This window comes from Marichromatium purpuratum 984 (assembly GCF_000224005.2).
Taxonomy (GTDB): domain Bacteria; phylum Pseudomonadota; class Gammaproteobacteria; order Chromatiales; family Chromatiaceae; genus Marichromatium; species Marichromatium purpuratum.
Genome location: NZ_CP007031.1, coordinates 982,543 through 996,194 on the forward strand (window position 1 = coordinate 982,543; position 13,652 = coordinate 996,194).

Genomic DNA, 13,652 nt, shown 5'->3' on the forward strand with positions numbered 1-13,652 from the left:
CCGATCCAGGCCGGAGTCCTTAGTCCATCGTGTCGTGTGCCTCGAGCAGACGGGGTTCGAGCAGCTCGATGCGCCCGCGTCCGGTACGCAGCGCGCCGCGCTCCTCGAGTTCGCCGAGCAGTCGGGTGATCACCTCGCGCGAGCTGCCGAGTTCGACGGCCAGCGCCTGGTGAGTGGTGTGCAGCGTCGCCGGTCGTCCGGCGGCGTGCCAGCGATGCAGCAGCAAGGCCGCGAGGCGCTGGTCGAGCGGCTTGAAGAGGATCGCGTCGAGCACCCCGAAGACTTCGCCGAGTCGATCGGCGACCAGCCCGAAGACGAACTCACGCCAGGGCGCCGAGACGGCCATCCAGCGCCGGACATCGGCGGCGCCGACGACCACCGCCTCAATCTCGGTCTCGCACACCGCGAAGGCGGGGAAAGGGCGTTCGCTGAGGATGCAGGCAGCGGTGACCACGCAGCTCTCGCCCGGACCGATGCGATAGAGAGTGACCTCGCGGCCGTTCTCGCCGAGCTTGTAGATCCGGGCCGTGCCCGCCAAGGCCAGCGCCAGCTGCGCGCAGCTGCCGCCGTCGTGACAGATGATGTGCCCGGCCGGTAGCCGCGCGGTGACGGCGCGGCCGAAGAAGCCCTCGCGGAAATCGCGCTCGGCGGTGCGTAGAAAGGCGAAGTGTTCGAGCAGTCGTGCCCGTTGTCGAGGATCCTGGATCATGACGGGAGAGCCTGGCGCGGACGGATGAGATGGAACAACAGCAGCGCGCCCAGTCCGCTGCCGGCCATGCCCAGCAGCAGTGGCGTCGGGCTGGCGTCGTGGACTAGGCTGATCAGGGTGGCCACCGCGGCGCCGGCGCCGAAGCGCGCGGCACCGGCGAGCGCCGATGCGGTCCCGGCCAGACGCGGGAAGAAGCTCATGAAGCCGGCGGTGGCGTTCCCTAGCACCAGCCCCATCATGCCGAGATAGAGCGCGGTGGTCGGTGCCAGCAACCAGATCGGTGGCGCGCCGTGGACGACGAGCGCCAGCGCCGCCAGCGCCACCGTTGCCTGGGTGGCGAGTCCGAAGCCGAGCAGACGATCGGCGCCGAGTCGGGGGATCAGTCGGGCATTGAGGGTCGCCGTCACCATGGTCAGGGCGACGTTGGCGGCGAACACCAACCCGAACTGGCCGGCACCGAGACCGTAATACTCGATATAGACATAGGGCGAGGCGACGATGAACACCATCATCCCGGAGAAGCTGCTGGCGCCGGCGAGCAGGTAGGCGAGTGCGGCGCGATGGCCGAACAGCCGCAGATAATTGCGCAGGATGTGGCCGAGGTCGAGACGGTGACGGTGCTGGCGGGGCAGGGTCTCGGGGATCAGCGCGAGGAACAGCGCCAGCGCCACCGCGCCGATCGCCAGCAGCGCGATGAACACCGCGCGCCAGCCGCCGAGACCGATCACCAGCGCCCCCAGGGTGGGGGCGACCAGCGGTGCGAAGGACATCACCAGCATGATCAGCGCCATGACGCGGGCATAGTCCTCCTTGTCGTAGAGATCGCGCACCAGCGCCGGCACCGTGACCGCCACCGCTGCGCCGCCGAGGGCCTGGAATGCGCGCGCGCCGATCAGCACCGGCAGGCTCGGTGCCAGGGCGCAGCCGAGCGCCGCGGTCATGAACAGCCCCAGTCCGGCGCTGATGATCAGGCGCCGACCGAGCACGTCGGAGAGCGGGCCGATGACCAACTGGGCGAAGGCGAAGACACCGAGATAGATGGCCACGCTGAGCTGCGCCAGTGCGATTGGTCCGTCGAGCGCACGGGCGATCTCGGGCAGCCCGGGCAGGTACATGTCGATGGCGAAGGGGGTCAGCGCCGCGAGCAGCGCGAGGGGGAGGATGAGCGCGGGGCTGGTCGGGGCGATGGCGCGGTTCATCGTGGCGCGAGCAATGCATCGAGACGCGTCGGGGTCTCGATCAGCGGGTTGTGTCCGGCGCCGGAGACGACCAGGAGTTCGAGTCGGGGGCGCAGTGTCGCCACCCGGCGCGCCAGCGCGAGGAACTTGGCGTCACGCGCGCCGACGATCCAGCGCAGCCGACCGGGGTGACGGGCGAGGGTGCGCCAGGTCGGCGGCATCTCGCCGAGTCCGAGTACGGCGAGCGCGGCGGCCAGCCCCTCGGGGTCTTGGGTGAGACGCCGGTCGCGCTGACGGGCGAGCGCGGCGGGCGCGACACGGGCCTGGGTGGCGAACAGCGGCAGCTGCTCCCAGGCCTCGACGAAGGCGCCGATACCCTGTTGGCGCAGCAGCTCGATCCAGCGCCGGTCGGCGGCGCGACGGCGCGCGCGTGCCGCCGGGTCGGTGAGTCCGGGATGGGCGGAGATCAGGGTGGCGCGACGGAAGCGCTCGGGCGCGGCCTGGAGCAGGCCGAGTGCGACCCGGCCACCGAGCGAGTAGCCGATCAGCTCGTCGATCGAGGGCGGTAGCTGCGCGAGCAGCTCGGCGATGGTGCTGGCGAAGTCGCCCCGTGGGGGCGGGGCGGCGCCGTGACCGGGGAGGTCGATGGCCAGCGCCTCGGGGTCGCGCGCGCAGCGCGTCGCCCAGTCGGCGGCGGTGCCGGTGAAGCCGTGTAGCAGCAGGCGACGCGGTGTGCTCACGCCGGAATGGTCAGAGCGAGGCCTCGGCGGTGCGGGCCTCGGCCTCCTTGTCGCGCTCGATCAGGGCATAGGCCGAGTGGTTGTGGATCGACTCGAAGTTCTCCGCCTCGACCACGTAGTAGAGGATGCGATCGTCCTCGTTGAGGCGCTTGGCGACGTCGCGCACCAGGTCCTCGACGAACTTCGGGTTGTCGTAAGCGTGCTCGGTGACGTACTTCTCGTCCGGGCGCTTGAGCAGGCCGAACAGCTCGGAGGAGGCCTCCGCCTCGACCATCTCGATCAGCTCCTCGATCCAGATGAAGTCGCGCATGCGTACCTGCAGGGTGACGTGCGAGCGCTGGTTGTGTGCACCATAGGCCGAGATCTTCTTCGAGCAAGGGCACAGGCTGGTGACCGGGATCACCACCTTGACCTGCAGCGCCGGCTCGCCGTCGCGGATCTCGCCGATCAGCGTGACCTCGTAGTCGAGCAGGCTCTCCACCCCGGAGACCGGCGCGCGCTTGCTCATGAAGAAGGGGAAGCGCATCTCGATGTGCCCGGCCTCGGACTCGAGCCGGGTCGACATCTCGATCAGCATCTCCTTGAACGAGGCGATGCTGATCTCGCGTTCGTGGTTGTTGAGCACCTGCACGAAGCGCGACATGTGCGTGCCCTTGAAATCGTGAGGCAGGTAGACGTACATGTTGAAGGTCGCCACCGTGTGCTGCTCACTGCCGCTGCGGTCACGCACCCGCACCGGGTGACGAATGTCCTTGATGCCGACCTTGTCGATGGCGATGCGACGGGTATCGGCGCTCCCCTGGACGTCGGCGATATCGGCAGTCGCGTTGCAACGGTTGGACTCGAGCACATGCTCCATGGGTTCGCTTCCTCGACGGATCGGCGGAAAAGAGGTATCACCGCAAACCGTGGGGGTGTTGCGGCGACAAGACAATGGGTCTGGTGTCGACAGTCGCCCGGGACGGCCCCGGGCGGTGACGGGTTTCTCAGCTGCGCCGGGTGCTCAGCCCCTCGGCGATGGCGGTGAGCGCGGCGGCGCGCGCGCCGAAGATGCTGATCGCCGAGAGTGCCTCGTCGGTCAGTTCACGGGCCATCGCCTTGGCCTGGGCGAGTCCGACCAGCGACGGATAGGTGGCCTTCTCGAGCACCTGGTCGCGTCCGGCGGTCTTGCCGATGAGCGCGGTGTCGCCCTCGACGTCGAGCACGTCGTCCTGGATCTGGAAGGCCAGGCCGATGCACTTGGCATAGCGATCGAGCCGCTCGCGCTGGTCGTCGGTGGCATCGCTGCGGGCGAGCAGGGCCATCTGCACCGAGGCGCGGATCAGTGCGCCGGTCTTGTGGATGTGGATGTGCTCGAGCATGGCGACGTCGAGCTGGGTGCCCTCGCCCTCGGCGGCGAGGTCGAGCGCCTGGCCCCCGACCATGCCGCGCGAGCCGCTGGCACGCGCCAGCGCCGCGACCATGCCCACCCGGCTCGCGGCGGAGAGTCCCGGGGCCTCGGCTAGCGCCTGGAAGGCGATCGTCTGCAGGGCGTCGCCGGCGAGGATCGCGGTGGCCTCGTCATAGGCGCGGTGACAGGTCGGCTGGCCGCGACGCAGGTCGTCGTCGTCCATCGCCGGGAGGTCGTCGTGGATCAGCGAGTAGGCGTGGATCAGCTCCACCGCGCAGGCCGGTCGGTCGAGCAGCTCGGGGTCGATGGCGAGCGCCTCGCCGGCGGCGTAGGTCAGCAGCGGGCGGATGCGCTTGCCGCCACCGAGCACGGTATAGCGCAGGGCCTCGTGCAGGCGAGCCGGCTCCACGCTGGTGCTCGGCAGCAGTTGCTCGAGCGTGTTCTCGACGCGCGCCTGGTAGCGCGAGCGGAAGGCGTCCAGATTGGTCTCAGTCATGGGTGTCGAAGGCTTCTGGCTCGGCGTCCGGCCGAGTGTCGGTGAGGATGCGCACCCGTTGCTCGGCCGTCTCCAGTGCCTGTTGACAGGTGCGGGTGAGGCCGATGCCACGCTCGAAGGCGTCGAGTGACTGCTCGAGCGTCATCTCGTCCTGCTCGAGGGCGTCGACGATCGACTCCAGTTCGGCGAGTGCCTGTTCGAAGGTTGGCGGGGAGTGCTCGGGGGCTTTCGTCATCGGGTTTGAACCGGTGTTTGCAGGTACGGTACCGTAGGTCGGTTGAGTGGTCAAACCAGCGCGTCTTGCGCACCGCCCATTCTCGTCCATCACCCCGCCACAGGAAGATCCAGCACGGCCATGACCGGCAACTACGACGCCTCAGCCATCGAGGTCCTTAGCGGTCTCGACCCGGTGCGCAAGCGCCCCGGGATGTACACCGACACCACCCGCCCCAATCACCTCGCCCAGGAGGTGATCGACAACAGCGTCGACGAGGCGCTCGCCGGCCATGCCAGGCGCATCGAGGTGGTGGTGTTCGCCGACGGCTCGCTGGAGGTCGCCGACGACGGTCGTGGCATGCCGGTCGATCTGCACCCCCAACTCGGCCAACCGGGCGTCGAGGTGATCCTCACCAAGCTCCATGCCGGGGGCAAGTTCGGCAGCGGCAGCTATCGTTTCTCCGGCGGCCTGCACGGGGTCGGCGTCTCGGTGGTCAACGCCCTCGCCAACCGCCTCGAGGTATGGGTGCGTCGCGGCGGGCAGGAGTACCACATGGCCTTCGCCGACGGCGAGAAGGTCAGCGAGCTGGCCGTGGTCGGCCCTGTCGGGCGCAACAATACCGGCACCCGGCTGCGCTTCTGGCCCGACCCCAAGTACTTCGACAGCCCCCGGATCGCGGTGCGCGCACTGATCCATCTGCTGCGCGCCAAGGCAGTGCTGTGCCCCGGACTCGAGGTGCGGCTGCGCGACGAGGCCGCCGACGAGGAATATCAGTGGTGCTATCAGGACGGACTCGAGGACTATCTGTGCCAGGCACTGGGCGACACCGAGCGGCTGCCGGAGCGGCCCTTCGTCGGCGACATGCAGGGTACCAATGAGGCGGCGAGCTGGGCGCTGGTGTGGTTGCCCGAGGGCGGCGAGCCGGTGGCCGAGAGCTATGTCAACCTCATCCCGACGCTGCAGGGCGGCACCCATGTCAATGGCTTGCGCACCGGCCTGACCGAGGCGGTGCGCGAGTTCTGCGAGTTCCGCAATCTGCTCCCGCGCGGCGTGCGTCTGACCCCGGACGATGTCTGGAGCCGCATCGCCTACATCCTCTCGGTCAAGCTGATCGACCCCCAGTTCTCCGGCCAGACCAAGGAGCGACTGTCTTCGCGTGAATGCGCGGCCTTCGTCTCCGGGGTGGTCAAGGACGCCTTCAGCCTGTGGCTCAACCAGCACGTCGAGGCCGGCGAGCGTATTGCCGAGCTGGCCATCGGTGCGGCCCAGGCGCGGTTGCGCGCCGGGCGCACCGTCACCCGCAAGAAGGTCACCCAGGGGCCGGCACTGCCGGGCAAACTCGCCGACTGCACCGCCACCGACCCCGAGCGTAGCGAGCTGTTCCTGGTCGAGGGCGAGTCGGCCGGGGGCTCGGCCAAGCAGGCGCGCGATCGCGAGTTCCAGGCGATCCTGCCGCTGCGCGGCAAGATCCTCAACACCTGGGAGGTCGACCCCGCCGAGGTGCTCGCCTCGCAGGAGGTGCACGACATCGCTGTGGCCATCGGTGTCGATCCGGGCAGCGAGGACCTCTCGCGGCTGCGTTTCGGCAAGGTCTGCATTCTCGCCGACGCCGATTCCGACGGTGCCCATATCGCCACCCTGCTGTGCGCGCTCTTCCTGCGTCATTTCCCCCGACTGGTCGCCGAGGGGCACGTCTACGTGGCGATGCCTCCGCTCTATCGCATCGATGTTGGCAAGCAGGTGTTCTACGCCCTCGACGAGGACGAGAAGCGTGGGGTGCTCGATCGCATCGCCGCCGAGGGCATCCGCGGCAAGGTCGGTGTGCAGCGTTTCAAGGGACTCGGCGAGATGAACCCGGCGCAGCTGCGCGAGACCACCATCGCCCCGGACACCCGGCGCTTGGTGCAGCTCACCGTCGACCCGGAGGACGGCAGCGGCGAGCTGCTCGACATGCTGCTGGCCAAGCGTCGCGCCGCCGATCGACGCCGCTGGCTGCAGCGCAAGGGCGACCTGGCTGAGTTCTGAGGCCGGCTCAGCGCGCGCGGCGCGACTGCTCCTGCGCCGACGTGGCGAAGGCGGCGATGAGGTTGAAGCAGGCGCGTGCGTCTTCGGACATGTCGACGAAGTTGAGGGTGCGCGCGCGCCAGCGCGCGAAGTCGTAATCGCCCTCGAGGTGTTCGAGATCGCGAAAGCCCATGCTCCAGTCGGCGAAGATGCGCTGCTTCAGCGCTCCTTCGTAGACCACCCGCACGCCATGGTGGCGCGGGTCCTCGCGCAGCTGCTGGAGCAACCGCATGAGGCGCGGTCGGCTGCCCTCGAGCAGCTGCATGAAGCTGCCGTTGAGATAGAGCAGGAAGCCGGTGAGCCCCTGGCGTCGGTTGGCCTCACGCGATTGTTTGAGCAGCTCCTGTAGCTCGCGTGGACTCATCGGCTCGGCGGACTGGCTGACATAGAGCAAGGCGTAGAGATCGTGCTCGGCGAGCACCGTGGCCTCGGGCGGCGTGGCGCCGAGCAGCTCGCGCATCATCTGCGCGCTCAGCGGGCGATAGAAGTGGTAGCCCTGAACGTGGTCGCAGCCCATGTCGCGCAGATAGTCGAACTGGCGGGGATTCTCCACCCCCTCGGCGATCACCCCGAGACCCATGGCGCGCGCCATGCTGCAGACGGCCGAGACGATGGCGCGGCTGTCGTGGCGCTTGTCGAGCCCGTCGACGAACTCGCGATCGATCTTGAGACTGCTCACCGGCAGGCGCAGCAACTGGGCGAGCGACGAGTACCCGGTGCCGAAGTCGTCGACGGCCACCCGCAGCCCGCGCTCGGCGAGCTGGCGCAACATGCCGAGGTTGAAGTTGACGTTGCTCATCAGCGAGGTCTCGGTGAGTTCCAGCAGGATGCGCTCGGGATCCGCGCCGGTGGCCTCGAGGATGGCGACGAAGTCATCGACCAGGGTGACGTCGTTGAGCTGGCGCGCCGAGACGTTGACGCTGACGTAAGGGGCGCGCTGGCCGAAGCTCGCGCGCCACTCGGCCTCGGCCAGACAGGCCTGACGGAAGACCCACTTGCCAATCGGCACGATCGAGCCGTTCATCTCGGCGATCGGCACGAAGTGCGCGGGCGAGACCTCGCCGGCGCTCGGGAACCAGCGCAGCAGCAGCTCGGCGCCACGGATCTGCTGGGTGTCGACGCTGAGGATCGGCTGGAAGCGAACCTCCAGCTCGTCGCGCTCGATCGCCTGGCGCAGCCCGTTGCTGATGTCGAAGCGTCGTCGCGCCTGCTCGTGGATCTCCTCGCTGAACAGCCGCGCGTTGTCGCGTCCCTGCTCCTTGGCGGAATACATCGCCGCGTCGGCGTTGCGCAGCAGATCGTCGGCATTGTGGGTGGTGCCGTGACCGAGCGCCACGCCGATGCTGGCGGTGGTGAACAGCTGGTGCTGATTGAGCCGTAGCGGCTCGCGCAGCAGGTCGTTGATGCGCTCGGCGAGTGCGCTGAGGGTTGCCGGGGTGTCGACGCGGTCGCAGAGCACCACGAACTCGTCACCACCGAGTCGCGCTACGGTATCGCCGGGCCGGACGTGGTTCACCAGTCGTTGCGCGATGCCCTTGAGCAAGGCATCGCCGGTGGCGTGACCGTGACTGTCGTTGATCAGCTTGAAGCCGTCGAGGTCGACGAACAGCACGCCCACCCCATGTCCCTGGGTGCGTGACCGGGTCAGCGCGTGGATCAGTCGCTCGCGGATCAGCGTGCGATTGGGCAGTCCGGTGAGGGTGTCATGCGAGGCGCGCCACTCCAGCTCCTCCTCGGCCACCTTACGCTCGGTGATGTCGCTGAGAGTGACGACCAGCACCCACTCGCCGTTGCTCATCACCTTGGAGATCGAGGCCGCGGCGGGGAAGGGGGAGCCATCCTTGCGGTAACCGCTGATCTCGGCGCGCATGCCCATCCGCCGTTCGCACTCCGCCCCGTGAAGAAATTCCTGGATGAGCTGGGCGTGACGCTGACGGTATTGCGGCGGGATGAGTTGCTCGAGCGCCAGCCCGACCATCTCGTCGCTCCGGTAGCCGAACAGCTCGGCGGCGCGTCGGTTGGCCTCGATCACCACCGACTCGGCGCTGATGGCCAGGACCGCGACATCGGCCATCGACAGCATCTGCTCGGGGCCGAAGGGCGAGGCTTGGCTCAGCGATGACGGCTCGGTGTCGATGCAGGCCAGGGTATAGCCGGCGCGGGCGTCGGCGCGCAGCGTTGGCTCGGCGGCCACGGCCAGCTGGCGCAGGCTACCGTCGCTCAGGCGCGCCTGCAGCATGCCGTGCCACTCGTCGCGCTCGGCCAGGTCGCGGCGCGCCTCGGCCAGTGATGCGTCGGCCTCGGCCCAGAGTCGGGTGATCGACTCGCCGAGTAGCTCGGACTCCTCGGCGATGCCCCAGAGTTTGAGCAGGGCGCGGTTGACGTATTCGATGCGGTCGCGGTCGTCGACGCCGACCACGGCGACCTGAGGGACCACCGCCCTGGCCTCGCGCTCGTGGTCATCGGAGTTGTCACCGGTGTTGTCGGGTTGTGGCCGCGGCAGCAGATAGGAGTAGCGCTCGGGAATCTCGGGGTCGGTGCGACCGAAGGACTCGATGATCTCGAAGCGCCCGGCGAAGTCGCAACGTGCCAGGTGGCCGTTGACCGCCGCGTGATGGGTGGTCGGGTCCATCCGCACCTCTCCCTGGGGCGCCTCGATGACGACCCGCTCGAGCGCCTCGATCAGTGCCTCGGTCTCGACCGAGCCGGCGCAATTAGCCGCCTGGGCGAAGGCGTGCACGCAGACATAGGTCCCCTCGCCGAAGTTGGTCAGCACGCCGCGCCCCTCGGGGTGCAGCGCCTCGACCTCGGGGAGGGCGGCGAGCGCGCGCAGATAGCGCTGATTGGCCGGGGTGTCGAGGCCCATGAAATAGGTGTTGCTCGAGTAGAAGCCTTCGCGGACCTCGGGGGCGAGGCGTGCGGCCATGGCCTCGTCGAAGTGCCCCATGACCACCGCCATGCGTGGCTTGAGTCCGAGCTGATCGAAGCGGGTGAGCAGCTCGATCTGATCGGTGCCGGCGAAGTAGGGGACGAAGACATCGGCGCCGGAACGTGCGACCCGGCTGAGCAGGGCGCCGAGACGGGCGCTGCCGAAGGGCAGGTATTCCTCTCCCACCACCTCACCGCCGCAGGCGGCGAGGGCGCGCTTGGCCGCGTCGATCGAACCGCGTGGCCACTCGTAATTGTTGCCGGCGAAGAACATCTTGGGACCGGCCTGCCGCGTCATGTAGGGGATCATGTGCCCGATCTGCTGGTTGGGCAGGGCGGCGAAATTGAAGAAATAACGGTGGTGGATGCTGCCTTCGTAGAAGGAGAAGTTGAGATAGGGCACGCGGCGTGGCAGCGAGACCTGCCCGGCCACGGCGATGCGCGAGTTCGACAGCAGGTTGCCGATCAGTGCCACGCAGCGATGGGTGTCGATCAGTCGGGCTGCAGCCGGTACCGCGGTCTCGGGTTGGCTGCCATCGTTGATGATCACCAGTTCGAGCGGGCGACCGAGTACCCCGCCGGCGGCGTTGATCTCGGCACAGGCGATGCGCCCGGCCCAGGAGATCTCCGGGCCGTAGAGCGAGACCAGGCCGGTGAGCGGCGGCATCAGGCCAATTCGGATCGGGGTAGCGATACTGTCCGACATGCGAATCCAGGTCGAGCGTGAACGAAACGGTGGCCGAGGGGCCCCGTGCTCTCTGGCAGTGTAGATGGTATCGCGGTGCCGGTGTCCGGCGCCACGGGGGCGAGGAGGGTCTTCCTCGCCGACTCCGCGAGACGCCGAGCCCCCGGCGCGGATGTGCACCGGGGGCGAGGTGGGTTCAGAGGTGCTTGGTGCAGAAGTACCAGTCGGTGCACTCACAGTCGCCGTCGCTGACCCGTTGCTCAGCCTCCTCGGCGGTGGCGGGCGGCGGCACGATCACCGCCTCACCCGGGCGCCAGTTCTCCGGGGTGGCGACACCGTGCTCGTCGCTGGTCTGCAAGGCACGCAACAGTCGGAGGATCTCCTCGACCGAGCGGCCGTTGCTCATCGGGTAGTAGAGCATGGCGCGCAATACCCCCTGAGGATCGATGACGAAGGTCGCGCGCACCGCCGAGGTGTCGCTCGCGCCCGGCTGGATCATGCCGTAGTCGTGAGCGACCCGCATCGACAGGTCGGCGATGATCGGGAAGCCGATCTCGACGCCGAAGCGCTCCTGGATGTTGCGCGTCCAGGCGACGTGACTGAAGTGGCTGTCGATCGACAACCCGAGCAATTCGCAGTCGAGCGCCTGGAAGTCGGCTTGCCGCTTGGCGAAGGCCATGAATTCGGTGGTGCACACCGGGGTGAAGTCCGCCGGGTGCGAGAACAGCACCAACCAACGACCACGGTAGTCCTCGAGGGTGCGGTGGCCGTGGGTGGTGACGGCATCGAAGGCCGGCGCGGGTTCGTTGAGACGGGGCATGGCCGGTGCGGGAGTGGTCTGGTTCTCGGTGGTCATTTCGGGTTGCTCCTGACTAAAGCGGTTTGATCCGTTGATTGCCGGCGGTGCCGGGGACGGGTTCCAGATTAGTGTCCCTCGGTTTTCAGGGGAAATCGTTCGTATGGATCAAATTGATCGTTTTTGAAGATTGATTTTTATCAATTGATCGTCAGGGTGAATCGATCAGCTCGCCGAGCAGGCGCGTCGTGATGTCTCTGAGTCGGGTGAGCAGAGCCTCGCGACCGGCGTCCCCGGAATACGCCGCCAATCGTGTCGGCGGCCGCATCTGCAATACACAGGCGATCAGCAAGGCGGCCTCGCGTGGCTCGATCCGCTCCGCGCGCAGCGCCTCGGCGAGTCGCGCGCGCACCGCTCCGGCCAGTGGCGCGAGGCTTGACTCCAGGGTGCGGTGGGCGGTGGCAAAGGCGCGCAGCTCGGCCGCGACCTCGTCCAGGGGGGCGCTGGGTGCTGGCGGTAGGGCGGCGAGCAGCGCGCCCGCCACCTCGGGGTCGAGCATCCGCAGCGGCCCGGCGAGCAGTGTCCCGATCCGCTCGCCGAGGCGTCGTTCGGCACGCTGGGTCAGGTGCGCGCCGGCGGTGGAGCTGGCGCTCAGCAACACCACCGCGTGCTCGCCGCTGGCGGCGTTACGGCTGGTGCCGACCTGCGCCAGTCGCCAGCCCTGACCGCGCCAGAAGGCGAGCAGCTCGGGGGTGGCGCCGAAGCTGGTGCCGATCAGATCGAGGCCCTCGGCGCGCGCCGCGTCTTGCAGGGTCGTCAGCAGTCGCGTGCCCAGCCCGTGCCGTCGCAGCGCCGGGTGGGTGGCGATGCGCACCACCCGCAGCGCGCGCAGCGCCGGGGCCTCGGCCAGCCCGGCATGGGCCGAGAGGGTCTGCGGCAGCAGATGGCCGCGCGGGCGACGGCGTCCCTCGAAGATCGCCGCGCGCAGTGCCGGGTCGTCGATGCCGCCCTCGGCGCTGGCGATCAGGGTCGCCACCACCCGGCCCGCGAGTCGACAGGCATAGACCCGCACCCCGGGGCCGTCGAGTAGCATCCGCAGGTCCGCCGGGCGGGTCTGGTAGTGGGCCTGGACCAGCAGTCCGAACAGCGCCGCCAGCGTGGTCTCGTCTGCGGCCAGGGTGTCACGATCGAGACGTTCGCAGGTGATGTCCGCGAGCGTCGCGCTGGTCGGCGGGTCGATCGCGGGGATGGCCGCATCGAGCAGCAGGGCGCGGAAGCCCAATGTCTCGAGCGGGTCGTGCGCGGCCCAGCGGATCGGTTGTTCGAGCCGTTCGAGCCGCCACCCCGGCGTGAGGCGATCGAGGGCGTCGCGAAAGCGCAGCGCGAAGCCCCGTCCGGTGCCCTCGTAGCCGTGGACGGTGGCGGCGAACACCAGTCGCGGGTAGCGGTGCAGCAGCCTCTCGAGCAGGGGCGCGGGGATCGCCGCGGCCTCGTCGACCAGCACCAGATCGGCGGCGGGGTGGCGGTCGAGCAGGTCGGCGGGGGCGACGAAGTCGAACCCCGGGTGGCTGCCGGCGTGTCCGAGCAGGGTCGCCGCCGCGCCCCGGTTGGGCGCGGTGACGAGGATGCGATAGTCCTCGGCCTCGGCGAGCAGCCGCCGCGCGGCGATGCCGAGCGCCGCGCTCTTGCCGCGTCCGCGATGGGCGCTGAGCACCAGCGGGCGATGGGCGCGCCCGCGTGCGACCCGCAGCACCGCAGCGATCGCCCGCGCCTGATCGGCGCTCGCCGCACCCTCGGCGTCGGGCGCTGGTGGCGGGGCCGGGGCCGGTGCGGGGGTGTCGAGCCGCGGCCAGTGGGCGGGGGGCTGCGACTGGTCGATGTGGACCAGCGCGGGGTCGCTCGCCAGCTCCCGCGCCAGCCGCGCGATGAAGCGCCCGCCCGGTTGTGGCGGATGGGGCCAGGGGGTGAGTCGTGCCGTCTGCGGGTCGGTCAGGGCCGACCAGTCGGCCGGCGACGGGGTCAGCAGCAGCAACAGCCCGCCGCCGACCAGCGCGCCGGTGGCGGCGCCGAAGGCATCGGGGTCGAAGCCGCCGTGGGCGTCGTAGACCAGCAGCGCCAGCTCGCCCCCGAGCAGCTTGCGGGCAGCGCTCAGCGGCTCGGACTGGGGTGGGCTCGCGCGTGCCGAGAGCCAGGTCGTCGCCAGCCCCGGCAGTGCCACGAGCACCGCCAGCGCCTGACGCTCACACCAGCCGACCTCGCCGCTGATCAGCAACACCCGCCGTTGTCGACACCCCAGCGCCTCGGCGCGCAGCGCCCGCGCCAGCGCGGTGATGGCCGTTGCTTGTGGTGACGGGTCCGGGGTCGGCATGGTTCAGCCTTCAGCCTTCAGCCGCCAGCCGCCAGCCGCCAGCCGCCGGCTTGTCGGGTGGGGTTGGCAGTATCGATTGAT

Annotated in this window: 10 protein-coding genes; 1 reads left to right on the plus strand and 9 read right to left on the minus strand. The window is 69.3% G+C overall.

Annotation, left to right across the window (positions count from 1 at the left end; genetic code table 11):
• Window positions 1-19: 19 nt before the first annotated feature.
• The 6 genes from MARPU_RS04515 to MARPU_RS04540 form a co-directional block, all read right to left on the minus strand.
• Entirely contained in the window at window positions 20-709 is a 690-nt protein-coding gene (locus MARPU_RS04515) for a Crp/Fnr family transcriptional regulator (RefSeq protein ID WP_005220248.1), read from the minus strand.
• Window positions 706-1,908: a Bcr/CflA family multidrug efflux MFS transporter gene (locus MARPU_RS04520; protein ID WP_005220249.1), complete on the minus strand. Its 1,203-nt coding sequence runs from the start codon at window positions 1,906-1,908 to the stop codon at window positions 706-708. The genes MARPU_RS04515 and MARPU_RS04520 overlap by 4 nt, the downstream gene beginning before the upstream one ends.
• A complete protein-coding gene (locus MARPU_RS04525; protein WP_005220250.1) occupies window positions 1,905-2,627 on the minus strand; it encodes an alpha/beta fold hydrolase in 723 nt (240 codons plus the stop codon). Before MARPU_RS04525 ends, MARPU_RS04520 begins: the two co-directional genes overlap by 4 nt.
• Before the next feature lie 10 nt (window positions 2,628-2,637).
• The gene (folE2, locus tag MARPU_RS04530) at window positions 2,638-3,486 is read right to left on the minus strand and encodes a GTP cyclohydrolase FolE2 (RefSeq protein WP_005220251.1); all 849 of its coding nucleotides are present in this window, start codon (window positions 3,484-3,486) and stop codon (window positions 2,638-2,640) included.
• Between the two features lie 127 nt (window positions 3,487-3,613).
• Window positions 3,614-4,513: a (2E,6E)-farnesyl diphosphate synthase gene (gene ispA, locus MARPU_RS04535; protein ID WP_005220252.1), complete on the minus strand. Its 900-nt coding sequence runs from the start codon at window positions 4,511-4,513 to the stop codon at window positions 3,614-3,616.
• Window positions 4,506-4,748: an exodeoxyribonuclease VII small subunit gene (locus MARPU_RS04540; protein ID WP_005220253.1), complete on the minus strand. Its 243-nt coding sequence runs from the start codon at window positions 4,746-4,748 to the stop codon at window positions 4,506-4,508. Before MARPU_RS04540 ends, ispA begins: the two co-directional genes overlap by 8 nt.
• A gap of 120 nt (window positions 4,749-4,868) precedes the next feature.
• On the opposite strand from MARPU_RS04540, the gene parE reads away from it, so the two are divergent.
• On the plus strand, window positions 4,869-6,755 hold the full coding sequence (gene parE, locus MARPU_RS04545) for a DNA topoisomerase IV subunit B (RefSeq protein WP_005220254.1): 1,887 nt from the start codon (window positions 4,869-4,871) through the stop codon (window positions 6,753-6,755).
• A gap of 7 nt (window positions 6,756-6,762) precedes the next feature.
• Here the strand turns inward: parE and MARPU_RS16515 are convergent, their stop codons facing one another.
• From MARPU_RS16515 to MARPU_RS04565, 3 genes are all read right to left on the minus strand, one after another.
• Entirely contained in the window at window positions 6,763-10,428 is a 3,666-nt protein-coding gene (locus tag MARPU_RS16515) for an ABC transporter substrate-binding protein (protein WP_005220255.1), read from the minus strand.
• Between the two features lie 175 nt (window positions 10,429-10,603).
• Window positions 10,604-11,263, minus strand: a complete 660-nt coding sequence (locus MARPU_RS04560; RefSeq protein ID WP_005220257.1) for a peroxiredoxin — start codon at window positions 11,261-11,263, stop codon at window positions 10,604-10,606.
• Window positions 11,264-11,414: 151 nt separating this feature from the next.
• Window positions 11,415-13,571, minus strand: a complete 2,157-nt coding sequence (locus MARPU_RS04565; RefSeq protein ID WP_005220258.1) for a tRNA(Met) cytidine acetyltransferase TmcA — start codon at window positions 13,569-13,571, stop codon at window positions 11,415-11,417.
• Window positions 13,572-13,652 lie beyond the last annotated feature (81 nt).